21 protein-coding genes are annotated in these 22,542 nt (G+C 72.6%); 13 read left to right on the top strand and 8 right to left on the bottom strand.

What is annotated here, in order from left to right; all coding sequences use genetic code 11:
* Positions 1-71: 71 nt before the first annotated feature.
* Together H4W31_RS27350 and H4W31_RS27355 are read right to left on the bottom strand one after the other, a co-directional pair.
* The gene (locus H4W31_RS27350; protein WP_192769260.1) at positions 72-803 is read right to left on the bottom strand and encodes a response regulator; all 732 of its coding nucleotides are present in this window, start codon (positions 801-803) and stop codon (positions 72-74) included.
* The gene (locus H4W31_RS27355) at positions 800-2,161 is read right to left on the bottom strand and encodes a sensor histidine kinase (protein WP_450091425.1); all 1,362 of its coding nucleotides are present in this window, start codon (positions 2,159-2,161) and stop codon (positions 800-802) included. The genes H4W31_RS27350 and H4W31_RS27355 overlap by 4 nt, the downstream gene beginning before the upstream one ends.
* A 204-nt stretch (positions 2,162-2,365) precedes the next feature.
* Between H4W31_RS27355 and H4W31_RS27360 the strand changes: the two genes are divergently transcribed.
* The 4 genes from H4W31_RS27360 to H4W31_RS27375 all read left to right on the top strand — a co-directional run bounded on the left by H4W31_RS27360 (position 2,366) and on the right by H4W31_RS27375 (position 5,765).
* Positions 2,366-3,583: an LLM class flavin-dependent oxidoreductase gene (locus H4W31_RS27360; protein WP_225945710.1), complete on the top strand. Its 1,218-nt coding sequence runs from the start codon at positions 2,366-2,368 to the stop codon at positions 3,581-3,583.
* The gene (locus H4W31_RS27365; protein WP_192769262.1) at positions 3,580-4,194 is read left to right on the top strand and encodes an FMN reductase; all 615 of its coding nucleotides are present in this window, start codon (positions 3,580-3,582) and stop codon (positions 4,192-4,194) included. The genes H4W31_RS27360 and H4W31_RS27365 overlap by 4 nt, the downstream gene beginning before the upstream one ends.
* A gap of 139 nt (positions 4,195-4,333) precedes the next feature.
* A complete protein-coding gene (locus H4W31_RS27370) occupies positions 4,334-4,804 on the top strand; it encodes a hypothetical protein (RefSeq protein WP_192769263.1) in 471 nt (156 codons plus the stop codon).
* A 43-nt stretch (positions 4,805-4,847) separates the two neighbouring features.
* Entirely contained in the window at positions 4,848-5,765 is a 918-nt protein-coding gene (locus H4W31_RS27375; RefSeq protein WP_192769264.1) for a copper transporter, read from the top strand.
* A gap of 77 nt (positions 5,766-5,842) precedes the next feature.
* Here the strand turns inward: H4W31_RS27375 and H4W31_RS27380 are convergent, their stop codons facing one another.
* From H4W31_RS27380 to H4W31_RS27390, 3 genes are all read right to left on the bottom strand, one after another.
* Entirely contained in the window at positions 5,843-6,682 is an 840-nt protein-coding gene (locus tag H4W31_RS27380) for an aldo/keto reductase (RefSeq protein ID WP_192769265.1), read from the bottom strand.
* 237 nt (positions 6,683-6,919) lie between these two features.
* On the bottom strand, positions 6,920-7,909 hold the full coding sequence (locus H4W31_RS27385; protein WP_192769266.1) for an FAD binding domain-containing protein: 990 nt from the start codon (positions 7,907-7,909) through the stop codon (positions 6,920-6,922).
* Positions 7,906-8,481: a 2Fe-2S iron-sulfur cluster-binding protein gene (locus H4W31_RS27390; RefSeq protein ID WP_192769267.1), complete on the bottom strand. Its 576-nt coding sequence runs from the start codon at positions 8,479-8,481 to the stop codon at positions 7,906-7,908. The genes H4W31_RS27385 and H4W31_RS27390 overlap by 4 nt, the downstream gene beginning before the upstream one ends.
* 96 nt (positions 8,482-8,577) lie before the next feature.
* Between H4W31_RS27390 and H4W31_RS27395 the strand changes: the two genes are divergently transcribed.
* From H4W31_RS27395 to H4W31_RS27405, 3 genes are all read left to right on the top strand, one after another.
* Positions 8,578-11,934 (top strand): AfsR/SARP family transcriptional regulator, encoded by a 3,357-nt coding sequence (locus tag H4W31_RS27395; RefSeq protein ID WP_225945711.1) that lies wholly within the window; start codon positions 8,578-8,580, stop codon positions 11,932-11,934.
* A 185-nt stretch (positions 11,935-12,119) separates the two neighbouring features.
* Entirely contained in the window at positions 12,120-13,115 is a 996-nt protein-coding gene (locus tag H4W31_RS27400) for an ATP-binding cassette domain-containing protein (protein WP_192769268.1), read from the top strand.
* A gap of 116 nt (positions 13,116-13,231) precedes the next feature.
* Positions 13,232-13,984, top strand: coding sequence for an ABC transporter permease (locus H4W31_RS27405; RefSeq protein WP_192772430.1), 753 nt, complete (start codon positions 13,232-13,234; stop codon positions 13,982-13,984).
* 130 nt (positions 13,985-14,114) lie between these two features.
* Here the strand turns inward: H4W31_RS27405 and H4W31_RS27410 are convergent, their stop codons facing one another.
* Positions 14,115-14,690, bottom strand: a complete 576-nt coding sequence (locus H4W31_RS27410) for a TetR/AcrR family transcriptional regulator (protein WP_192769269.1) — start codon at positions 14,688-14,690, stop codon at positions 14,115-14,117.
* A 93-nt stretch (positions 14,691-14,783) separates the two neighbouring features.
* Between H4W31_RS27410 and H4W31_RS27415 the strand changes: the two genes are divergently transcribed.
* The 3 genes from H4W31_RS27415 (at position 14,784) to H4W31_RS27425 (ending at position 17,637) form a co-directional block, all read left to right on the top strand.
* Positions 14,784-15,485 carry an SDR family oxidoreductase gene (locus H4W31_RS27415; protein ID WP_192769270.1) on the top strand — a complete coding sequence of 234 codons (702 nt, stop codon included), beginning with the start codon at positions 14,784-14,786 and terminating at the stop codon, positions 15,483-15,485.
* 156 nt (positions 15,486-15,641) lie between these two features.
* Positions 15,642-16,697, top strand: a complete 1,056-nt coding sequence (locus H4W31_RS27420) for an SPFH domain-containing protein (protein ID WP_192769271.1) — start codon at positions 15,642-15,644, stop codon at positions 16,695-16,697.
* 25 nt (positions 16,698-16,722) lie between these two features.
* Positions 16,723-17,637 carry an NAD(+)/NADH kinase gene (locus tag H4W31_RS27425; protein WP_192769272.1) on the top strand — a complete coding sequence of 305 codons (915 nt, stop codon included), beginning with the start codon at positions 16,723-16,725 and terminating at the stop codon, positions 17,635-17,637.
* A gap of 120 nt (positions 17,638-17,757) precedes the next feature.
* Here H4W31_RS27425 and fmdA read toward each other — a convergent pair whose 3' ends face one another.
* The gene (gene fmdA / locus H4W31_RS27430; RefSeq protein ID WP_192769273.1) at positions 17,758-19,008 is read right to left on the bottom strand and encodes a formamidase; all 1,251 of its coding nucleotides are present in this window, start codon (positions 19,006-19,008) and stop codon (positions 17,758-17,760) included.
* A 19-nt stretch (positions 19,009-19,027) separates the two neighbouring features.
* Positions 19,028-19,321, bottom strand: coding sequence for an FmdB family zinc ribbon protein (locus tag H4W31_RS27435; protein WP_192769274.1), 294 nt, complete (start codon positions 19,319-19,321; stop codon positions 19,028-19,030).
* Between the two features lie 451 nt (positions 19,322-19,772).
* Between H4W31_RS27435 and H4W31_RS27440 the strand changes: the two genes are divergently transcribed.
* The 3 genes from H4W31_RS27440 (at position 19,773) to H4W31_RS27450 (ending at position 22,467) form a co-directional block, all read left to right on the top strand.
* A complete protein-coding gene (locus H4W31_RS27440; protein ID WP_318783433.1) occupies positions 19,773-20,369 on the top strand; it encodes a class I SAM-dependent methyltransferase in 597 nt (198 codons plus the stop codon).
* A 212-nt stretch (positions 20,370-20,581) separates the two neighbouring features.
* Positions 20,582-21,703 carry a sensor histidine kinase gene (locus tag H4W31_RS27445; RefSeq protein ID WP_192769275.1) on the top strand — a complete coding sequence of 374 codons (1,122 nt, stop codon included), beginning with the start codon at positions 20,582-20,584 and terminating at the stop codon, positions 21,701-21,703.
* A 50-nt stretch (positions 21,704-21,753) separates the two neighbouring features.
* Complete coding sequence (locus H4W31_RS27450; protein WP_192769276.1) at positions 21,754-22,467, top strand: response regulator; 714 nt, start codon at positions 21,754-21,756, stop codon at positions 22,465-22,467.
* Positions 22,468-22,542: the final 75 nt, after the last annotated feature.

The following is a 22,542-nucleotide window of genomic DNA, read 5'->3' on the forward strand; positions in this document are numbered from 1 at the left end:
AAGGATGATCCACTCATTGCCCGGCGACGGGTCGCCGCCCCGATGCGGACGGTCCCCGGTTCCCGCCGGGCTCAGCCGCCCGCACCCCGTGGGGTGACCACGCCGTGCTCGTACGCGAAGACCACCGCCTGGGTCCGGTCCCGCAGCCCCAGCTTCATCAGCACCCGGGAGACGTGGGTCTTCACGGTCGCCTCGCCGAGCAGCAGCCGTCCGGCGATCTCCGCATTGGATGCGCCCCCGGCGAGCTGCACCAGGACCTCCCGCTCTCGTTCGGTGAGTTCCGCCAGCCGGCGCCGGTCATGGTCCGGCCGCCCGCTGCCGACGCCCGGCCCCCCGCCCGGCCGGGCAGCACCCGGTACGGCGGCGAATGTCGCGATCACCCGTCGGGTGATCTGCGGAGCCAGCAGCGCGTCCCCCCGGGCGAGTACCCGCACCGCGTCGATGAGGTCCTCGGGAGAGCCGTTCTTGAGCAGAAATCCACTGGCCCCGGCCTGTAGCGCGGCGAACAGGTAGTCGTCGCGGTCGAAGGTGGTCAGGATCAGCACGGCGGGGCCGCCGGTCTCGGAGGCCGCCACGATCTGTCGGGTCGCCTCCAGCCCGTCCACGTGCGGCATCTCGACGTCCAGCAGTACGACGTCGGGCCGGTGGGCCAGGGTCAGCTCGACGGCCTGCCGCCCGTCCGCCGCCTCGCCGACCACCTCGACGTCGTCCTCCGTCTCGAGGATGATCCGCAGGCCGGCCCGGACCAGTTGCTGGTCGTCGGCGAGGAGGACCCGGATGGGGCGGGAGTTCGGCTCGGTCATGCCGACGCCGTCGCAGCGGAGGTGCTGACGGTACCGAGGTCAGCGGGGGCGATCGGGAAGCGGGCGCGTACCCGGAAACCGCCGCCGGTCCGGGCACCCACCTCCAGGCTGCCGTCGTGGGCGGCGACCCGTTCCCGCATGCCGATCAGGCCGAGTCCACCCGCGCTGGGGCGCTGGGCCGGTACGGCGACGGCCCCGGTCCGGCCGTCGTCGGTGACCTCCACCTCGACCTCGCGCCGCAGGTACCGGACCCGTACGTCGACGGCGCTGGCCCGGGCGTGCTTGATGGTGTTCGTCACGGCTTCCTGGACGACCCGGTACCCGGCGAGGGACACCGACTCCGGCATCGGCAACGGCTCGCCGAAGATCTTGTATTCGACGGTGAGCCCGGCGTCCCGAGCGCCCTGAAGGAGGCTGTCGACCTGATCGAGGCCGTACCCGAGGGCCTGGTCGGTCGCGCCCGCGTCGCGGAGTACTCCGAGCATCCGGCGTAGCTCGTCGACGGCGGTCCGGGCGCTCTGCTCCACGGCGGCGAGCGCGGTCTTGGCCTTGGCCGGGTCCTTGTCCATGACCCGCCGGGACGCGCTCGCCTGGACACCCATCACCGAGACGTGGTGGGCGACGACGTCGTGCAGTTCGCGGGCGATCCGGACCCGTTCCTGCGTCACCGCCCGTTCGGCGTTCTCGGCCCGGGACTGCCGCAGCGCCTCGGCCTGCACCTCCAGGAGATGCTGGCGGCGGGCCGAGGTCCAGGTGCTGTTGCCCAGCAGGTACGCGAGCAGGAAGAAGGCGAGGTTGAACAGGATGCTGGTGATGGCGACCGCCAGGAACGGCGGCAGCGGTCCGGCCGCGCCCACGAACTCCGGCTCGCTCGACAGCACGGAGATCGTGGCCGAGAGGGCCAGCCAGCCGAACATCGCGGCGATGACCCCGATCCGGATCTGGGCCGCCAGCCGGCGGTTGCGCCCCCAGGCCCCGAGGCTGTAGATGGCGACGAACAAGGCGGCCGAGGAGGCCAGCGTCTCCGGGCTGGATCGCGCCTGGGCGGCGATGAAGACCACGGCGATCACCAGGGTGCACAGCTCCGGTCGGCTGCGTCGCCAGACCAGTGGCAAGCCGACCGCGACCGCCCAGCCGAGCTGTTCGGGCCAGGACGGCGGTGGCCCGAGCGGAAAGCTTCCCATGCTGTTCGACAGGATGACGCTGAGCAGGGCGGCGGCGGCCATCGACAGACCCAGGTACAGGTCCCGGCGGCGCTGCCGCGGCGTCGGCTCGGCGCGGACCCACGGATCCGGGCAGTCGTCGCCGGGCGCGGGCGTGCGCGGTACGTCGTCGTCCGGTGCTCGGGCTGCCGTCACCTGACATGGATAACGTATCCGCCGCCCGGTGCGCATCCTCGGCGCGCCGGCATGGCGGAGATCACGCACGGTAGTTGGTGCCCCGGCCCCAGCGGGTACCCGTGCACATGACATCGTTCCGGGCGGAATAGTTGACTCGGCAAGTATGTTGTGCGGGGCGTTCCGGGTATCGGGCGTACACCCGGTTTGACGTGAGGAGCTGTCATGCAGTTCGGGGTCTTCACCGTCGGTGATGTGACCACGGATCCGACCACCGGGCGGGAGCCGTCCGAGGCCGAGCGGATCAAGGCGATGGTGACCATCGCCCTGAAGGCGGAGGAGGTCGGTCTCGACGTCTTCGCCACCGGTGAGCACCACAACCCGCCGTTCGTGCCCTCTTCGCCCACCACCATGCTGGGCTTCATCGCGGCGCGGACCAGCAGGCTGCTGCTGTCGACCGCGACGACGTTGATCACCACCAACGACCCGGTGAAGATCGCCGAGGACTACGCGATGCTGCAACATCTGGCGGACGGCCGGGTCGACCTGATGATGGGCCGGGGCAACACCGGACCGGTGTACCCGTGGTTCGGCCAGGACATCCGGACCGGCATCCCGCTGGCGATCAACAACTACGACCTGTTGCGCCGGCTGTGGCGGGAGGACGTCGTCGACTGGCAGGGCAAGTTCCGGACCCCGTTGCAGTCGTTCACCTCGACGCCCCGGCCGCTGGACGGGATACCGCCGTTCGTCTGGCACGGCTCCATCCGCAGTCCGGAGATCGCCGAGCAGGCCGCGTACTACGGCGACGGGTTCTTCGCCAACCACATCTTCTGGCCCAAGGAGCACACCGAGCGGATGGTCGGGCTGTACCGCCAGCGGTTCGCGCACTACGGCCACGGCTCCGCCGACCAGGCCATCGTGGGCCTCGGCGGCCAGGTGTTCATGCGGCGGAACTCCCAGGACGCGGTACGCGAGTTCCGGCCGTACTTCGACAACGCCCCGGTCTACGGTCACGGGCCGTCCCTTGAGGAGTTCACCGAGCAGACGCCGCTGACCGTGGGCAGCCCGCAGCAGGTGATCGACCGGACCCTGGCCTTCCGGGAGTACGTCGGCGACTACCAGCGGCAGCTCTTCCTGCTGGACCATGCCGGGCTGCCGCTGAAGACCGTACTGGAACAGTTGGACATCCTCGGCGAGGAGGTCGTACCGGTGCTACGCAGGGAGTTCGCCGCGCTCCGCCCCGCGCACGTCCCGGCGGCGCCGACGCACGCGTCGCTGCTGGCCGAGCGGAACGCGGCCCCGGCACCCGCCACTACGGAGGCGACCAGCGGTCCCGGGGCGAACAGCGGTCCCGGGGCGAGCAGCGGTCCCGGGGCGAACAGCGGTGCAGAGGCGAACAGCGGTGCGGGGGCGGTCAGCGAGGCGGGGGGCGGACGATGAAGCAGCGCACCCTCGCCGTGGTCTCGGCCGGGCTCCGGCAGCCCTCCTCGACCCGGTTGCTGGCCGACCAGCTCGCCACGGCGACCGGCGACGAACTGGAGCGGCGCGGCGTACAGGTCCGGACCGAGGTGGTGGAACTGCGGGACCACGGGCACGACGTGGTCAACCACCTGCTGGCGGGCTTTCCGTCGGCGGCACTGAAGCAGGCCATCGACACGGTCTCCGGCGCGGACGGACTGATCGTGGTCTCGCCGATCTTCAACGCCTCGTACAGCGGACTCTTCAAGTCGTTCTTCGACGTGCTCGGCGACGACGCCCTGGTCGACCGGCCGATCCTGATCGGGGCCACCGGCGGTACCGCCCGACACTCGCTGGCGCTCGACCACGCGCTGCGGCCGATGTTCAGCTACCTGCGGGCGGTCGTGCTGCCGACCTCGGTCTTCGCCGCACCGGAAGACTGGGCCGGCGGCAACGCCCAGGGCACGTTACGCGGCCGGATCGACCGGGCGGCCGGGGAACTCGCCGAGCAGGTGAGCCGGCGCGAGGCGACCACCACCGCCGATCCGTTCGCCCTGACCGCGAGCTTCGACCAGCTGCTGACCGGAGACTGACCGCTCGGCGTCGAGCGGCTTCCGGCGGATGGGTGTCGGGCCACGGCGCCCGGCGCCAGGGCCCGTCGGTGCGGGGCCGGACCGCCCGGACCCGGATGCCAGCGCATCCGGGTCCGTGGTCGTCCGGTTGAATGTCCGGATGAATTCCGCACGGGTGGCCCGGGCCATCAGCCAGGCCACGACCGGTGCCGTCGAGGCGGCCCGGGCCCAGGATCTGCCCGCGCTCGACCGGGCCGCCGCAGAGCTGGTCGGAAACAGCCCCGAACAGGTCGGGCTGGTGCTCGGGGCGGTACTGCGGATGCTGCTGGAGGAGACACATCCGGACGGCCTGGCCGGCGAGGACGTCCAGGCCGTGCTGGAGCGGTGCGCCCGGACCAATATCGGCTGGTTCGCCGACCTGGACGTCTCGGTGCTGGCGCTGCTGCTCACCGGCGCGCTCGGCGTACACCAGATGGCGGAGGAGATGCCGCCGGCCGATCCGGCGGCGGTGGCCCGGCACGCCCCGCTGCTCGTCGCCGACCTGCTCGCCGTCACCGGCCGCCCGGTCGGCGACTACCTGGACGCCGCGCTGACCGAGATCGCCGTCTCGGAGACCATGGAGCTGCCGTGACGGCTGCGCCGACGCAGCCCGGAGTTGTCCATAAAATACGGCAATGATCAATTTCCGCTATCACATGGTCTCGCTCGCCGCGGTGTTCCTCGCCCTTGCGGTCGGCGCGGTATTCGGCACCACGGCGGCGAATGGTGTCGCGTCGGACGCGCTCAGCGACTCGGTCAGCGCGGCACACAAGTCCAACAGGCAGCTTCGTCAGACGGCCAACGAGTTCCAGGAAGAGGCGGGTCGGAAGGACGACTACATCAACGAGACCGCGCCGGCCCTGTTGCGCGGGACGTTGACCGGCCGCCGGATCGTGGTGCTGACGACGCCGTCCGGCCGCGAGCACGCAGACGGCGTGATCGAGAAACTCGGACTGGCCGGAGCGGCCGTGACGGGGCCCGTCGAGATGCGGGGGACCTTCTTCGACCCGAGGAACAACCTGGATCTGCTCGCCCTGACCCGTACCGTGTCGACCGATACGCTGCCGGCCAACGCCGACGCGGTCGAGACCGCCGGCGCACTGCTGGCCACGGTCCTACTCAGCCCCGATCCGCCCGGAGCCCCGACCGGCGACCGCCGTTCGGCGGTGCTCTCCGGGTACGCCAGGGCCGGATATCTCACCGCACCCGAGCGACTCGACGGCCCAGCCGACGCCGCGCTGCTGGTGACCGGGGCACCATACGTGGAGCAGGGCTCGGCCGAGCGCAACGCCGCGATCCTGACCATGGCCGTACAGCTCGGCGCCACGGGCCGGACCGTGGTGGCGGGCACCGGCGCCGGTGACGGCAGCGTCATCGGGGCGGTACGCGGCGACGACGCGCTCGCCGCGCGACTCTCGACGGTGGACGGGGTGGCCGGTGTGCAGGGCCAGGTCGTCACCGCGCTCGCATTGGTCGAGCGGGTCGTCGCCGACCGGGTGGGCCGCTACGGTACGGCCGCCGGCGCGGACGCTCTCACGCCGCAACGGCGGTGAGACGGTCCCCGGCAGCGGCCGGCCGGCCCGGCGGGTCCCCGGCAGCGGCGGCCGGCCCGGGGCGGTACGTCAGCGGATCAGTGTCCGGTCGTGTCGGAGTCGGTGGCGGCGTCCTCACCCCGGTCGAGCGCGGAGAGCGCGGCGACCTCCGCCGGGGCGAGGGTGAAGTCGAAGACGTCGATGTTGCTCTTCATCCGCTCGGGCGAGGAGGTCTTCGGGATCGGGATGAGCCCGAGTTCGAGGTGCCAGCGGAGGACGATCTGTGCGGGCGTGCGGCCGTACCGGTCCGCGATCTCGGTCACCACCGGCTGGGCGAGGAGTTCGCCGCCGTGGCCGATCGGTCCCCAGGACTGGGTCACGATGCCGTGCGCCTGGTGGTACGCGCGGGCCGCCTCCCGACCCAGCGTCGGGTCGAGCTGGATCTGGTTGACGTCCGGCGTCACGTCGGTCGCGGCGAGAATCCGGTCGATGTGCGCCGGCTTGAAGTTGGACAGCCCGATCGCCCGGACCCGTCCCTCCCGCAGCAGGTCGGTGAGGCCGAGGAAGGCGTCGACGTACCGGTCCTGCCACGGCATCGGCCAGTGGATGAGGTAGAGGTCGAGGTAGTCCAGGCCGAGCCGCTCGATGCTGTCCTGGAACGCCTCCCGTACCGCCTCCCGACCGTGCCACTCGCCGTTCAGCTTGCTGGTGACGAAGAGATCCTCCCGGGAGACCCCGGAGGCGCGCAGCCCGCGACCGACGCCCTTCTCGTTGCCGTACTTATAGGCGGTGTCGACGAGCCGGTAGCCGATGGTGATGGCCTCGGCGACGGCCCGCTCGGCCTCGGCGTCCGACATCGGCCAGGTGCCGAGCCCCAGTCGCGGGATCTGGGCCCCGTTGGCCAGCGGTTGCGTCGGTACGGTCGGCTGCTCGCTCATTCGGCTGATCTCCTGGGATCCGGGACGGCCTGACGTCGGGTCACCAGGCGGCACGGCGGCGCGCCAGGTTCGCCGAGGTCAAACCCTATCCGGCGGCTCAGGTACGGCGCGAACGGCCCGGCACCCGTACCGATCTTCGGCCGGCGGCAGGAGGCGGCGTACCGGACGGCCGCCACGCTTCCCGAGGTCTTCGCGGCACACCCGGCGTTTGCACCGGGACGCTGGGCGGGCTCGTGGTCAGGCCGGCGGTCGGGCCAGATCCAGCAGCGTACGGGCCAGGGTGTTGCGGGCCAGGGGAACCTTGAAGGCGTTGTCCGGCAACGGCCGCGCCTCGGCCAGTTCCGCCTCGGCCGCCGCCCGGAACCGATCCTCCTCTACCGGGCCGCCGCGCAGAAACTCCTCGGCCCGGGTGGCCCGCCACGGTTTGTGCGCCACCCCGCCGAGCGCGATCCGGACGTCCCGGACCACCCCGTCCACCACGTCGATCGCCGCCGCCACCGAGACCAGCGCGAACGCGTACGACGCGCGGTCGCGTACCTTCCGGTAGTGCGAGCAGGTGGCGAACGGCAGCGGTGGCACCTCGATGGCGGTGATCAGCTCCCCGTGCTGGAGGATGGTGTCCCGCTGCGGCTCGTTGCCCGGCAGCCGGTGCAGGTCGCCCATCGGGATGCTCCGGCCGCCGTCCGGGCCCTCGGTGTGCACCACGGCCCCCAGAGCGGTAAGCGCCACCGCGAAGTCCGACGGATGGGTCGCGACGCACTCCGGCGAGGTGCCCAGGATCGCGAGTTCCCGGTGATGCCCGTCGATCGCCGAGCAGCCGGTGCCGGGCTGCCGTTTGTTGCACGGCGTGGTGACGTTCTGGAAGTACACGCACCGGGTGCGTTGCAGCAGGTTCCCGCCGGCCGTCGCGAGATTGCGCAGTTGCCCGGAGGCGCCGGAGAGCAGCGCCTGGGACAGCACCGGATAGCGGCGGCGGACCAGTGGATCCGCCGCGAGATCGCTGTTCGGGGTGGCCGCACCGATCCGGATCCCGCCGCCCGGCAGTTCCTCGACCCGGTCGGAGGTCAGGCGCCGGACGTCGACCAGCAGGTCCGGGGTGACGACGTCGAGCTTCATCAGGTCGACCAGGTTGGTGCCACCGCCGAGGAAGGCACCGCCCGGCGTCCGGGCGAGCAGCGCGACCGCCCCGGGGACGTCGTCGACGCGGGCGTACCGGAACGGCCTCATCGGCGGGCCAGTTCCTGGATCGCCGGGACGATGTTGGCGTAGGCGGCACAGCGGCACAGATTGCCGCTCATCCGCTCGCGGATCTCGTCCGCGTCGAGGATCATCCGGCTCCGGCCGTCGGCACCGCCTCCGTCTCCGTCGCCTCCGTCGCCTCCGTCGCCTCCGTCGCCGTCCGGCGTCACCGCGCTCGGCCACCCCGCCTCGGCCTCGCGGAGCATCGCGACCGCCGAGACGATCTGGCCCGGGGTGCAGTAGCCACACTGGAACGCGTCGTGCTGGATGAAGCAGCGCTGCATCGGGTGCAGTTCGCCGTCGGATCCGAGCCCGGCGGCGGTGACGATCTCGGCCCCGTCGTACGCGACGGCGAGGGCCAGGCAGCTGTTCACCCGCCGACCGTCCAGCAGGATCGTGCAGGCCCCGCACTGCCCGTGGTCGCAGCCCTTCTTCGGGCTGGTGTTGCCGAGTCGTTCCCGCAGGGCGTCGAGCAGGGTGGTCCGGATGTCGACGGTGACCCGGTGCGCGGTGCCGTCCACCCGGATGCTGACCTCGACATCCGTGGTCTCGACGTCCATGGTTCCGGCCCTCCTGTGCGATCGGGTCGCTACGAATACCCACAAAGCTAGCCATAGCAGGACGACAAAGGGTCGAAATGGGCAAAGCCCGCGTCGATGCCGTATGGCATCCCGCCGCCGGATCCGTCGCCGCAGGTGCGTACCGCCGGGTGCCGGTGGCGGGCGGCCGAGTCCGGCTGGGCGACAATCAACGGCATGCGGTTCGGCATCCTGGGCACGACGGAGGTGTACGCGACCGACGGGCGCCGGCTCGTCGTCGGCGGACCGCGCCTGCGCGCCCTGCTGGTACTGCTGCTCCTCGACGCGGGACGACTGGTCTCCACCGACCGGCTGATCCACGGCCTGTACGGCGACACCCCGCCGAGCCGCGCCGCGAACGCCCTGCAGTCCCAGGTGTCCCGGCTGCGTCAGGTTCTGTCGGCCGGGAACGGGCCGGAGCCGCTGCTGGAGTTCCATCCGGCGGGGTACCGGCTGACGGTCGATCCGGAGGCCGTGGACGTGCACCGGTTCACCCGGCTGGTCGGGGAGGGACACCGGGCGCTGGCCGCCGACGACCGGCGGCGCGCCGCCGACCTGCTGGGCGAGGCGCTGGACCTGTGGCGTGGCGAGCCGTTGGCGGACGTCCGCGACGCGTCGTTCGCGCCGCCCCAGGCGGTACGCCTCGACGAACTGCGGCTCTCCGCCGTCGAGGACCGGATCGAGGCGGAGCTCCGGCTCGGGGCGGCCGGAACGCTCCTGGCCGAGCTGCGTGAGCTGGTGGCGGCGTACCCGCTGCGGGAGCGACCGCGCGGCCAGCTGATCCGCGCGCTGCATGCCGACGGCCGGCGGGCCGAGGCGTTGGCCACCTTCGCCGACGTCCGGCGCCTGCTCGCCGACGAACTCGGCACCGACCCGTCCCCGGAGCTGGCCGCGCTGCACGTGGCCGTGCTGCGGGACGATCCGGCGCTGACCCCGGACCGGACCCCCGGACCCGGAGCGCCGGACCGGCCGGCCGCGGGTACGGCCGGCCCCGCCGAGGGCCGCCGATCCGGTCGAGGGGATTCCGCTCCGGTCGTCGCCGGCCCGGTCGGCACCGGCCAGTTGACCGGGTTGCCGGGACAACTCAGCAGCTTCGTGGGCCGGGAGGAGGAGCTGCGCCGGGTCGGCAAGCTGCTCGGCGAGGCCCGGTTGGTCACCCTGCACGGCCCGGGAGGCGCCGGCAAGACCCGGCTGGCGATCGAGGCTGCCGGCCGGCAGGACGGCGAGGTCTGCCTGGTCGAACTGGCGTCGGTGGCCGCCGGCGCGGACGTGACCCAGACGGTGCTCGCCGCACTCCACCTGCGTGAGGCCGTGCTGCGGGCCCCTGGCGGACCCCGGGACGCCGCCGAACGGCTGGTCACGGCGCTCGCGGACCGGCGCCTGCTGCTGGTGCTCGACAACTGCGAACACGTGGTGGCCGACGCCGCCCGGCTCACCGCCCGGCTGCTCGGCTCCTGTCCGAAGGTCCGCGTCCTCACCACCAGCCGGGAACCGCTCGGGCTCACCGGCGAGGCGCTGTGCCCGGTGTCCGGACTGACCCTGCCGCCGGTCGACGCGAGCCCGGCGACGGCCCGGCAGTACGCCTCGGTGCGGCTCTTCGTCGAACGGGCCGCCGACGTGTCGCCGGACTTCGATCTCGACTCCGGCAACGTGGCCGATGTACTGCGGATCTGCCGTACCCTCGACGGCCTGCCGCTCGCCATCGAGCTGGCCGCCGCCCGGCTCCGCGCCCTGCCGGTCGGGCAGATCGCGGCCCGGCTCGACGACCGGTTCCGGCTGCTGACCCGGGGCAGCCGGCTGGCCCAGCCCCGGCACCAGACGCTGCGTGCGGTGGTGCAGTGGAGCTGGGACCTGCTGGACGAGGTCGAACAGCGGTTGGCCCGCCGGCTCACCGTGTTCGCCGGAGGTGCCGACCTGGATGCCGTCGAGCGGGTCTGTGGCCCGCTCGGGGCGGACGTTCTGGACGTGTTGCCATCTCTGGTGGACAAGTCCCTGGTCGAGGCCGGCGGCGGGCGGTTCCGGATGTTGGAGACCGTGCGCGCGTTCGGCGCCGAACGGCTGGTCGAGGCCGGTGAGGCCGAGCGGCTGCGCGCGGCGCACGCGGCGTACTTCCTCGATCTGGCCCGGACCGGCGACGAGCGGCTGCGCGGCGCGGAGCAATTGGACTGGCTACGCCGGTTGGACGCCGACCGCGACGACCTGCACGCCGCGCTGCGTCGGGCGGTGGCCGGCCCCGACACCGGTACGGCACTGCGGCTGGTCGCGGCCCTGTCGTTCTACTGGTGGCTGCGCGGACTGCGGGGCGAGGGTGCCGCGCTGGCCGCCCAGCTCATCGAGCGGCTCGACGCCGGGCCGCCGCCCGGTCTGGAGGAGGAGTACGCGCTCTGCCTCCTGCACGCCTCCCTCGGCGGGTACCGGGCGGCTCCCGACGTCGGCGTCGCCAGTTCGATCCTGTGGAACCTGCGCCAGCCGCCCCGGCAGCCGTTCCTGCTCTACCTGTCGGGGATCGCCAACGGTCCACCGCCGGACATGCCGCTGTCGCTGATGACGACCGAGGGCTGGGCCGGCGTGCTGGGTGCCGATCCGTGGAGTCGGGCGCTGGCGGCGCTCGGCGTCGGGATGATGTGGATGCTCGACCGCCGGTACGACCAGGCCCGGACGCAGTTCGAGATCGCGCTGGCCGGCTTCCGTACCCTCGGTGAGCGCTGGGGCACCATCCTGATCCTGACGAACCTCATGGAACTCAGCTACCGCGATGGCGACCACACCTCGACCGAGGCGGTGGACGAGGCGCTGCGGCTGGCCGACGAACTCGACTCGACGCTGGACATGGCGGAGCTGCTGCGTACCCGGGCGGACGGGCGGATCAGCGTCGGCGATCTGGTCGGGGCGAGCGCCGACTACCAGCGGGTGGTGGAACTCGCCCTGCCGGCCGGGGCGCCGGAACTGCTCGCCGCCGCCCACTTCGGGCTCGGCGAGATCGCCCGGCTCCGGGGCGACCCGGACCGGGCCCGCGAGCTGTGCGAGCAGGCGCTGGCGGAGTGCCCGACCGGCTGGTTCGGTGCCGAGGGGGTTCGGCTCGGCGTACTCGTCACGCTGGGCGGGATCGCCGAGGCGACCGGCGACATCGCGACGGCCCGCCGCCGCTACCGCGAGGTGCTCGTCGCCACCCAGGGAATCTGGGAACCGGCGACCATCTCCGCCGCCGTCGAGGGGCTGGTCGGACCGGTGCTGCGGGACGGCGACGCCGAGCGGGCCGCCCTGCTGCTGGGCGCGGTGGCGGCGCTCCAGACCGGTGTCTCGGCCGCCGCCGCGGCCGCCCCGGTGGCGGACGCCACCCGGGCCCGGCTCGGCGATGCGGCGTACGAGCGGATCCTCGCCCAGGGTTCGGGGATGACCCGCGACCAGGCGCTGGCGGTGTTCGACCCGGCATGAGTGCCCCGGCGGACCGGACGCTTGCCCAGGGCCGTCAGCGCGCGGTGCCGGGGGCTGACGGCGGGCATCGACGGACCCGGCGTTGACCTGGGGCCGTCAGCGCGCGGTGCCGGAAGCCGGGCGTTGACCTGGCGCCGTCAGCGCGCGGTGCGTGCGTCGTCAGGGCCGTCGGCGACCGTCGGGGCATGACAACCGAAACACCAGCCGTCGTCGCCGAGGGACTGCACAAGCGGTACGGCGCGACCAGAGCCCTCGACGGGTTCGACCTCACCGTGCCGGCCGGCACGGTATGCGGACTGCTGGGACCGAACGGGGCCGGCAAGACCACGGCGGTCCGGATTCTCTCCACCCTGCTCCGGTTCGACGCCGGCCGGGCCTGGGTCGCCGGGCACGACGTGGTCCGCCAGCCGGAGCAGGTCCGCGGCGTGATCGGGCTGACCGGGCAGTACGCCGCCGTCGACGAGATCCTCAGCGGCCGGCAAAACCTGATCCTCTTCGGTCGCCTGCACCACCTTCCGGCCCGGGCTGCCCGGCGGCGCGCGGACGAGCTGCTGGAGCAGTTCGGGCTCACCGAGGCGGCGGGCAAGTCGGCGGGGGAGTACTCCGGTGGGATGCGCCGCCGGCTGGACCTGGCTGCCAGCCTGATCATGACGCCCCGGGTGCTCTTTCTCGACGAGCCGACCACCGGCCTCGACCCGCGCAGCCGCAACCAGCTCTGGGCGGCCGTACGCGGTCTGGTCGCCGACGGCACCACCGTGCTGCTCAGCACCCAGTACCTGGAGGAGGCGGACCAACTCGCCGACCGGATCCTGGTGGTCGACGCGGGGCGGGTGGTCGCCGAGGGCACCTCGGCCGAGTTGAAGTCGCGGATCGGCGCAGACCGGATCGAGGTGGTGGTCCGGGACGCGGCGGAGCTGGCCGCCGCCGCCGCGATCGTCGAACGGCTCGCCGCCGGGCCGGTCGCGGTGGACGTCGAGATCCGACAGCTCGGCGCGCCGGTCGTGGACCGGGTCGCCGCGCTCGCCGACATCATGCGGGCGCTGAGCGACGCCGCCATCGCGGTCGAGGACGTCGGTCTGCGTAGACCGACCCTGGACGAGGCGTTCCTGCACCTGACCGGGGAGCAACCGCCCGGTACGCGGTCGGCGGGCCGCCCGGCCGGAGCGGGGGTGGCGGCGTGACCAGCACCCTCCAGCCGCAGTTCCGGACGCCCGACGCCCGTTCCGCCGTACGACCCGATCCCGTTCCGGTCGGCGCGCTGGCCCGGTTCCGCCGGGCCCTGGTCGACGGCGGGGTGATGACCGGTCGCAACATGGCACACGTGATCCGGTCGCCCGAGGAAATCATGATCTATTTCAGTCTTCCGATCGTGTTCGTGCTGGTCTTCGGCTACGTGTTCGGCAGCGGAATGACGGTGTCGGGCGCCGGCTACCGGGAGTACCTCCTGCCCGGGGTCTTCGTGATGACGATGCTGTACGGCCTCGGCGCGACCGCGAGCGGCATCGCCATGGACGTGAGCCGGGGCGTCGTCGACCGGTTCCGTTCGATGCCGATGGCCCGGTCCGCGCTGGTGGTCGGCCGGACCGGCGCAGACCTGCTCCGCGCCCTGCTGGAGATGGCCACCCTGGTCGTCTGCGGGCTGCTGGTCGGCTGGCAGTGGCGCAACGGCCTGGGGTCCGCGCTCGCCGCAGTGGGGCTGATCCTGCTGCTGCGGATCGCGCTCACCTGGGTGGGCATCTTCTTCGGACTGGTCGTACCGAATCCGGACACCGTCGGCGTGATCGTGTTCCCGCTCGCGTTTCCGCTCACCGCGCTCTCCAACGTGTTCGTCGCGCCCGACCTGATGCCGCAGTGGCTCGGCGCGATCGCGGCGTGGAATCCGCTCTCCGCGACGGTGGCGGCGGCTCGCGACCTGTTCGGTAACCCGGGGGCGGGTGGGGACTCGTGGCCGGCCCAACATCCGATGGTGTTGGCGATCGCCTGGCCGGTGATCCTCATCGCGGTCTTCGCGCCGCTGGCCGTCCGTCGCTACCAGCGGTTGAGCCGCTGAGCCACTGGACCGCTGGGACACCGGTGGCGGTCACCGTCGGCTGGGCCGCTAAGACACCGGTGGCGGTCACCGTCGGCTGAACCGGGAGGAGACGGCGGTCACCGTTGGCTGGGCCACCCGTGGCGGTGGCTCAGCCGGCGGCCTGGTGGGCGTCGAGCAGCGCCGTGGCGGTCAGCAGGCTGAGCCCGTCGAGACCGGTGTGCAGCATCACCGACCGGGCGGCCGAGCCGTCGAACACGATGGTGAGCTGGTTCGCCAGCGTCTCGGGATCGCGGGCACCGGCCAGGGCCGCCTGCCGGGCGAAGTAGTCGGTCAGCTGTTGCTTGTGGTCCCGGGCGACCACGCTCGCCGGATGGCTCGGGTCGCGCAGTTCGGTGGCGGTATTGACGAACGGGCAGCCGTGGAACTCCGGCTCGGCCGTGAGTTCCTCCAGGCGCTCGAATACACGCAGAATTCGCTGCCGAGGGGGCATTTCGGAGGTTTCGTCCGGAATGTGAGAGGCGATCGTCGCCGGGCCGTACTCGGCGAGGCTCTCCGCCACCAGTGCGTCCTTGGTCTCGAAGAGCTGGTACATCGTCCGCTTCGAGACGCCGGCCGTCTGGCAGAGCTTCTCGACACCGGTCGTCGCGATGCCCTCCCGACCGAACAGCTCGGCGGCGGCACGCAGCAGGCGTTCCCGCGGTGACGTCCGGGTGGTCGAGGTCATGACGATCAGCGTACCTGCTGGTCTTGCGGTTGGAAACCGATCGGTTTACGGTTGCCGAAACCGATCGGTTTCCAACCCTCCTGGAGAGCCCACATGCAGATCGAAGACGCTGTCGTACTGGTGACCGGTGGCAACCGTGGCCTGGGCCGCGCCATCGCCGCCGAGGCGGTCGCCCGGGGTGCCCGGAAGGTCTACGCCGCCGCCCGCGACCCCCGTACGGTCACGGATCCGGGCGTCGTGCCGCTGGCACTCGACGTGACCGACCCGGAGTCGGTGGCGGCGGCTGCCCGGGTGGCCTCCGACGTCACCATCCTGGTCAACAACGCCGCGAGCTCGGTGAACGCGAACTTCCTCGATTCGGACGTCGAGGGGATCCGTCGGGAGTTCGAGACGAACTTCTACGGCCCGCTCCTGCTCACCCAGGCGTTCGTGCCGGGCATCGTGGCCAACGGCGGCGGTCACATCCTCAACATCAACTCCGTTCTCTCCTGGATCGGGCTCACCGATTCCTACAGCGCGTCGAAGGCGGCGCTCTGGTCGATGACGAACTCGGTCCGCCTGCAACTGCTGCCCAAGGGTGTGGGTGTGACGGGGCTGCACGTCGGCTACATCGACACCGACATGTCGGCGCACGTCGACGCGCCGAAGATCGCCCCGGAGGACGTGGCCCGGCAGGCGATCGACGGTATCGAGGCGGGCGCCTTCGAGGTGCTGGCGGACGGGATCGCCCGGCAGGTGCGGGCCAGCCTGTCGGCTGAGGTGGCCGCGATGTATCCGCAGCTCGCCGCCGCCTGATCCGCCTCGCCGGAGGGGTGGCCGAGGTCCACGGGACATCGCCGAGGTCGGTGCCCGGTGGGCGTCGGCCGCCCCTCCAGCGTTTATCGGCAGCTTGACGCGAAACTGCTTCAGCCTTTATCGTCATCGCGACGAAAATAGGGGAGGTGGCGCGTCATGACCGACGTGACCAGAAGGCTGTTCCTGCGACACCTGCGGGGAGCGCCGACGACCTGGGTGCGACACCAGGCCCGGGGCCGGGTTCGACACGAGGGGATCGGGCAGTCGTTCTGGTACCGCCCGCTGGTCGCCGTACTGAGCGAGGTGCCGATCGACGACCGCGAACTGCCGCTGCTCTTCCACGCCCGGACCAGCGACTTCGCCGACGTCACGGTGCAGGCGACCGTGACGTACCGGATCGCCGACCCGGCGCTCGCCGCGAGCCGGTTGGACTTCTCGATCGACCCGCACCGGGGCGTCGCCCGGGCCAGGCCGCTCGACCAGGTCGCCACGCTCCTCGCCGAGCTGGCCCAGCAGCCGGCCCTCGACCTGCTGGCCCGGGTGCCGCTGGCCGAGGCGCTGACCGACATCGCCGGGGTCCGGGAGGCGGTGTCGGCCGCGTTGCGCGACGAGGCCCGGTTGGCCGACATCGGAGTCTCGGTGGGCAGCGCCCGGGTCGTGGCGGTGCGCCCCGAGCCCGAACTCGAACGGGCGCTCCAGACTCCCACCCGGGAGGCGGTGCAGGTCGAGGCCGACCGGGCCACCTACGCCCGGCGGGCCCAGGCCGTCGAGCAGGAGCGGGGCATCGCCGAGAACGAGTTGCAGAACAAGATCGAGCTGGCCCGTCGGGAGCAGCAACTGGTCGAGCAGCGCGGCGCCAACGCCCGCCGCAAGGTCGAGCTGGAGGCCGAGGCCGAACTCGCGGTGGCGCAGGGCAAGGCCGGGCGGGAGAAGGTGGCCAACGCGGCGGCGGCCGACCGGGCCCGGGTGCTGGCCGCCGCCGAGGCAGAGAAGGAACGCGTCCTCGCCGGGGCCAAGGCCGACGGCGTACGCGTGGTCGGCCTCGCCGAGGCCGAGGCGGAGACCGCCAAGCTCGCGGCGTACCGGGACCTGCCGCCGGCGGTGCTCCATGCGCTGGCGCTGCGGGAGGTGGCCGGCCAGCTTCCCGAGATCGGCCAGCTCACCGTCACCCCGGACGTGCTGACCGGCCTGCTCGGCCGGCTGTCGCGATGAGCGTCGCGGCGGCGAGGCGGCCACGGTGAGTGCCACCCTCGCGCCCCGGGTCGTCCTGGTGAGTCGGCGCAGCGAACTCGACGAGCTGCTGGCCCATCACGGCACTCGGGGTGCCGCCGGCTACTACCTGCGCCAACGGGGCCGGGACCTGGCCGAGGTCGTGGCCCGGCACGACGCGCTCCAGGCGGCGCTGACGATCGTCGGGGCGGCCATCCCGGCCGACTGGCGGCGCGGGCAGGCGGACCGGGAGGACCTGGCCCGGTTTCCGTTCGCCCCGGAGGACATCGTGGTCGCGGTCGGTCAGGACGGCCTGGTCGCCAACGCCGCGAAGTACCTCGACGGGCAGCCGGTGATCGGTATCGACCCGGAGCCGGACCGCAACGCCGGGGTGCTGGTGCCGTTCGCGCCATTGGAGATCGCCCGGCTGCTACCCGAGGTGGTCGCCGGCCGCGCGCCGATCCGCGAACGCACGATGGTCCGGGCCAGGCTGGACGACGGGCAGGAACTGCTCGGGCTCAACGAGATCTACGCCGGCCATCCCGGGCACCAGTCGGCCCGGTACGTGCTGTCGACCGTCGACGGCCGTCGGGAACGGCAGTCGTCCTCCGGACTGGTGGTCGGCACCGGTACCGGCGCCACCGGCTGGTGCGCCTCGATCGCCCGGGAACGGTCCGGCGCCCCACCGTTGCCGGCGCCGGGGGAGCGGGCGCTCTGCTGGTTCGTCCGGGAGGCGTGGCCGTCCCCGTCGACCGGCGCGTCGTTGACGGCCGGCCGGCTCGGCACGGACGAGACCCTGGAGATCGTGGCGGAACGGGAGCGGCTGGTGGTCTTCGCCGACGGTCTGGAGGCGGACCACCTGGCGATGGCCTGGGGACAGCGGTTGACGATCGGCCCGGCCACCCGGCGCCTGCGCCTGGTCGAGCCGGCCGGTGCCGACTAGAGCGGGCCGACCGGCGCCGATCAGGAACGGGCCGATTCGCGGGCCGATCGGCAGCGGACCGACCGGGCACCGATCAGGGACGGGCCGACCGATGCCGATCAGCGGGTCGACCCGGGTGGGTCAGAAGGTCGACTTCGGGGCGCTCGCGCCCGGCTTGATCCTGGTCGGCCCGGCCGCCGACGGGCGTACGTCGACGTCGAAGATCGCGGTCGGCAGGTAGACCGTGGCGCACGAGTTCGGAATGTCCACCACCCCGGAGAAGCGCCCCTCGATCGGTGCCGCGCCGAGGATCAGGTACGCCTGCTCGGGGCTGTACCCGAACTTGGTCAGGTAGTCGATCGCGTGCAGGCAGGCGCGCTGGAACGCCAACTGCGAGTCCAGGTAACGCTGTTCCCCGTCCGTGGTGACGGAGATTCCGGAGAAGGCCAGCCACTGGCTGTACTGCGGCGCGACGTTCCCGGGCAGGAAGATCGCGTTCTCCGACACCCCGTACGTCGTCATCCCGCCCTTGATCACATCCACGTGCAGGTCGATGAAGCCGCCCATCTCGATCGCGCCGCAGAAGGTGATCTCCCCATCGCCCTGGGAGAAGTGCAGGTCGCCCAGGGACAGGTTCGCGCCGGGGACGTACACCGGATAGAAGACCCGGGTCCCCTTGGTCATGTTCTTGATGTCCTGGTTCCCGCCGTTCTCCCGGGGCGGGGCCGTCCGGGCCGCCTCGGCGGCGACCCGGTCGAAGTCGGCACCGGTCAACGATCCGAGGATCGCCCCGTCCGGCAGCGGCGGCAGCGACAGTGGCGGTACCCGGTCCGGATCGGTGGCCCGCAGCGCTCCCTCCCGCTGGTTCCACTTCGCCAACAGCGCCGCCGACGGGGCGGTGCCCATCAGACCGGGATGGATCATTCCGGTGAAGGTCACTCCGGGGATGTGCCGCGAGGTCGCCTGCTGCCCGCTGAAGTCCCAGATCGCCTTGTAGGCGTCCGGGAAGTAGTCGGTCAGGAAGCCTCCGCCGTTCTGCTTCGGGAAGATCCCGGTGTAGCCCCAGCCCTGGCCGGCCAGCGGGCCGGTCTCCTGCGGAATCGGCCCGACGTCCAGGATGTCGACGACCAGCAGGTCACCGGGCTCGGCGCCGCTCACCGAGAACGGCCCGCTGAGCGCGTGCACGATCGGCAGTGGCGCGTCGCGGACGTCGTCGGCCGAGTCGTCGTTGTGGATGGCGCCGTCGAACCACTCCCGGCAGTCCACCCGGAACGACTGGCCGGGCCGGACGGTGGCGACCGCCGGGATGTCGGGGTGCCACCTGTTGTGGCCCACCAACACCTGCTCGGTGAACTTCTTCGTCGAGTCGAGCGGAAACAACACCTCGGGCATCGCGCTTTCCCTTCACCGGTCAGGGTCGTGGCAGCCGGGCATGGCCGGGATGGGACGGCCGGTTCGGCCCGGTCGGCGGCGTACGGCGCCGGCCGGGAATCCGGGACACCACCTCCGGCGCCTCGGCACTGCGGCCGGCCTGGTCGAGTGCCGCGGTCAGCGGGTGTGGCATGGCATTCAGCAGCGGCGCGGAGAAGACCCGGTCGGCCTCCGCGGAGCAGGTCGCGCAGCGCGCCCGCGTCGGGGCCTGCCCGATCGGGTACGTCGCATCGAAGGCGCCGTCGCGCGGACACCGGTACTCGTACGTCGCCACGGCTCAAGAATCGGACCGGAAAGGTCGCCTCCGCAGGTCAACGCGACAAGTAGGGGCCGGTGGTGCGGCAGTGCCCGGTGTGGTTGCCCGGGCACGATGCGCCCGGTCGGCGGGTCCCGGCGCGGAGTTGCCCGGCTGCGGCGCCGGTTAACCGGTTGCGGTTCCGGTGGCGGGCTCGGCAGGATCGGCCGGGTGGCGACATCGATCGACATTCTGGACTACTACCGGCGGGGCGGCGAGCACGCCCGGCTGACCAGGGGAGTCGGACGGCTGGAGTACCTGCGCACGCTGGACGTACTGACCAGGATGCTGCCGCCGGCCCCGGCCGCCGTACTGGACGTAGGCGGGGCCACCGGGGTGTACGCGGAGCCGCTGGCCGCGGCCGGCTACCGGGTGTACCCTGCTGGACCTGCTGCCGGAGCACGCGGCGGCGGCCGCCGGCCGCGCCGGGGTGACCGCCCTGGCCGGGGACGCCCGGGCCCTGCCGGTGCCCGACGGGCGGTTCGACGCGGTGCTGATGCTCGGACCGCTCTACCACCTGCTCGACCGGGCCGACCGGGTCACCGCCTGGCGGGAGGCGGCCCGGGCCGTCCGCCCCGGTGGGGCGGTGGTGGCCGCGACGATCAGCCGGTACGCCTCGCTGTTCGACGGGTTCGCGAAGGGACTGTTCGACGATCCCGACTTCCGGCCGCTGGTGGAACGGGCCCTTACCGACGGGCAGCACCTGAACACCCGGACCGAGCAGACCTGGTTCACCAGCGCGTACTTCCACCACCCGACAGAGCCGGCGAGCGAGGCGACCGAGGCGGGTCTCGCGGTGCGCCGGGTGGTCGCGGTGGAGGGCCCGCTCGGGTTCGCCGGCGGGCGGCTGGCCGAGATCCTGGCCGATCCGGGGCAGACCGATCTGATGCTGGAGCTGTTCCGCCGGGTCGAGGCCGAGCCGAGCCTGCTCGGCGCGAGCGGTCACCTGCTCACCGTGGCCGGCCGGCCGTCCGATCACCACGCCGCGTCCGGCGGACGGGACGGCGTCGCACCCGCCGCCCGATAGTCAGTCGACGACCCGGACGACGGTGTCGGTGCTCTCGGCGACGACCAGGTCGTTCTAGATGGCTTTCGGCGTGACCCCACACTATTCCGGTCCGCCCCGGTCGCCGAGGACCCGGCCGGGGGACGGCGGATATCCGCCCGCCGTGCCCGGGGCGCCCGGAACTCGCTCCCCGGAGGGAGGCGCCGCACGGGTCCGCCTCGGATACTGGGGCGATGCGCGAGCGCCGGAACCGGCTCATCGACTGGGGGCGTACGAGGCCGCCCCTGGTGGTGGACGCGCTGATCGCGATCGTCTGCTACGTGTTCATCGTCGTCAACGCGTTCACGCACCAGCGGACCGAGTGGTGGGTCTTCCTCCTCGCCGGCCTGAACGCGACCCCGCTGGTCTGGCGGCGCAGGTACCCGTTCCGGGTCACCGCGCTGGTCGGCGTCGGCACCACCTGGCTGGCCCTGGAGGGGACGCTGGGCGAGATCCCGACCGCGCAACTCGTCGCCACCTACACGTTCGCCGCGCTCTGCCCGCCGGTGCAGCGGGTCATCCTGATGCTCGGCACCCTCGTCGGGGTGATCGTCTCGGTGCCGCCGGAGAAGCTGCTCGAATTCGGCCCGTCCGGGATCGCGTTCCTGGTCGCGTACGCGATGGGGGTCAGCGCGCGGGCGCGCCGGGACCGGATCGCGATGCTGGAGGAGCGGGCCCACCGGTTGGCCGAGGAACAGGACGCGTCGGCGGCCCGGGAGCGGGAGCGGATCGCCCGGGAGGTGCACGACATCCTCGCCCACTCGATGAGCCTGGTGGTGGTGCAGGCCGAGGCCGGGCCGGTGGTGGTGCGGACCGATCCGGGCAAGGCCGAGGAGGTCTTCGACACCATCTCGGCGACCGCCCGGGAAGCTCTCACGCAACTGCGTCGGACGCTCGGGGTGCTCCGCGCGGAGGGCCCGGTGCGGGCGCCGTTGCCCGACCTCGACGCGGTGCCCCCGCTGGTCGAGGGGGCCCGCAGGGCCGGCCTGGTCGCCACCCTGGAGGAGCACGGCGAACGCCGTCCGGTGCCGGCGGATCTGGGCGTGACGGCGTACCGGATCGTGCAGGAGTCGTTGACGAACACGCTGCGGCACGCCGGAGCGGGGCAGGTCCGGGTCCGGCTGGACTGGGCGGACGCGGTGCTGCGCCTGGAGGTGAGCGACGATGGACGCGGGCGGCCCGGTGCCGGCCGGCCGGACGGACACGGACTGGTCGGCATGCGCGAGCGGGTCTCGGCGGTCGGCGGCGTGCTGACCACCGGTCCGGGGCCGGACGGCACCGGTTTCCGGGTCGCGGCGACCCTGCCACTACGGTAGGAGCGGCCGTCCCGACAGGACGGGGAGGTCGGCGCGGCGGGGAGGGGCAGATGGCCGGAAAGACCGCGCTCCGGGTGCTCATCGCCGACGACCAGGCACTGGTCCGGGACGGGTTCGGCATGATCCTGGCCGCCCAGCCCGACATCACCGTGGTCGGCGAGGCCGCCGACGGAGCCGAGGCGGTCCGGTGGGCCCGCGAGCTGACCCCGGACGTGGTGCTGATGGACATCCGGATGCCGAACGTGGACGGCATCGCGGCGACCGCCCGGATCTGCGCGGAGACCTCCGCCCGGGTGCTGGTGCTGACCACGTTCGACCTCGACGAGTACGTCTACGACGCGTTGCGGGCCGGCGCGAGTGGCTTCCTGCTCAAGGACATGCGCCGGGACGAACTGGTCAACGCCGTCCGGGTGGTGGCCGCCGGGGAGGCCCTGCTGGCACCCACCGTCACCCGTCGACTGATCGCCGACGTGGTGTCCCGGGACCGGCCGGTCCGGCCCGGTCCGGGATCGCCCCGGCTCGCCACCCTGACCGCCCGGGAGTCGGAGACGTTGCGCCAGGTCGCCCGGGGGCTGTCCAACGCCGAGATCGCCGGCGCGCTCTTCGTCAGCGAGCACACCGTGAAGACCCACGTCAGCAACGTCCTGGCGAAACTCGGCCTGCGGGACCGGGTCCAGGCGGTGGTGCTGGCGTACGAGTCCGGCCTGGTGGCGCCCGGCGAGGCCGGCGTACCGGGTGAGGCCGGGCGGTCGACTCAGTCCTGAGAGTGACCCCGGAGGCCGCCGGACACCTCCGGTCGACGGAGTCAGGGTCCCCTCTCGGCGGCGATCCGCGCAGCG

This window comes from Plantactinospora soyae, assembly GCF_014874095.1.
Taxonomy (GTDB): Bacteria; Actinomycetota; Actinomycetes; order Mycobacteriales; family Micromonosporaceae; genus Plantactinospora; species Plantactinospora soyae.

Coding starts and splice junctions, on each gene's coding strand:
- H4W31_RS27350 (WP_192769260.1), bottom strand. CDS start 803: ATGACCGAGCCGAACTCCCGCCCCATCCGGGTCCTCCTCGCCGACGAC.
- H4W31_RS27360 (WP_225945710.1), top strand. CDS start 2,366: ATGCAGTTCGGGGTCTTCACCGTCGGTGATGTGACCACGGATCCGACC.
- H4W31_RS27365 (WP_192769262.1), top strand. CDS start 3,580: ATGAAGCAGCGCACCCTCGCCGTGGTCTCGGCCGGGCTCCGGCAGCCC.
- H4W31_RS27370 (WP_192769263.1), top strand. CDS start 4,334: ATGAATTCCGCACGGGTGGCCCGGGCCATCAGCCAGGCCACGACCGGT.
- H4W31_RS27375 (WP_192769264.1), top strand. CDS start 4,848: ATGATCAATTTCCGCTATCACATGGTCTCGCTCGCCGCGGTGTTCCTC.
- H4W31_RS27380 (WP_192769265.1), bottom strand. CDS start 6,682: ATGAGCGAGCAGCCGACCGTACCGACGCAACCGCTGGCCAACGGGGCC.
- H4W31_RS27385 (WP_192769266.1), bottom strand. CDS start 7,909: ATGAGGCCGTTCCGGTACGCCCGCGTCGACGACGTCCCCGGGGCGGTC.
- H4W31_RS27390 (WP_192769267.1), bottom strand. CDS start 8,481: ATGGACGTCGAGACCACGGATGTCGAGGTCAGCATCCGGGTGGACGGC.
- H4W31_RS27395 (WP_225945711.1), top strand. CDS start 8,578: ATGCCGTATGGCATCCCGCCGCCGGATCCGTCGCCGCAGGTGCGTACC.
- H4W31_RS27400 (WP_192769268.1), top strand. CDS start 12,120: ATGACAACCGAAACACCAGCCGTCGTCGCCGAGGGACTGCACAAGCGG.
- H4W31_RS27405 (WP_192772430.1), top strand. CDS start 13,232: ATGACCGGTCGCAACATGGCACACGTGATCCGGTCGCCCGAGGAAATC.
- H4W31_RS27410 (WP_192769269.1), bottom strand. CDS start 14,690: ATGACCTCGACCACCCGGACGTCACCGCGGGAACGCCTGCTGCGTGCC.
- H4W31_RS27415 (WP_192769270.1), top strand. CDS start 14,784: ATGCAGATCGAAGACGCTGTCGTACTGGTGACCGGTGGCAACCGTGGC.
- H4W31_RS27420 (WP_192769271.1), top strand. CDS start 15,642: ATGACCGACGTGACCAGAAGGCTGTTCCTGCGACACCTGCGGGGAGCG.
- fmdA (WP_192769273.1), bottom strand. CDS start 19,008: ATGCCCGAGGTGTTGTTTCCGCTCGACTCGACGAAGAAGTTCACCGAG.
- H4W31_RS27445 (WP_192769275.1), top strand. CDS start 20,582: ATGCGCGAGCGCCGGAACCGGCTCATCGACTGGGGGCGTACGAGGCCG.
- H4W31_RS27450 (WP_192769276.1), top strand. CDS start 21,754: ATGGCCGGAAAGACCGCGCTCCGGGTGCTCATCGCCGACGACCAGGCA.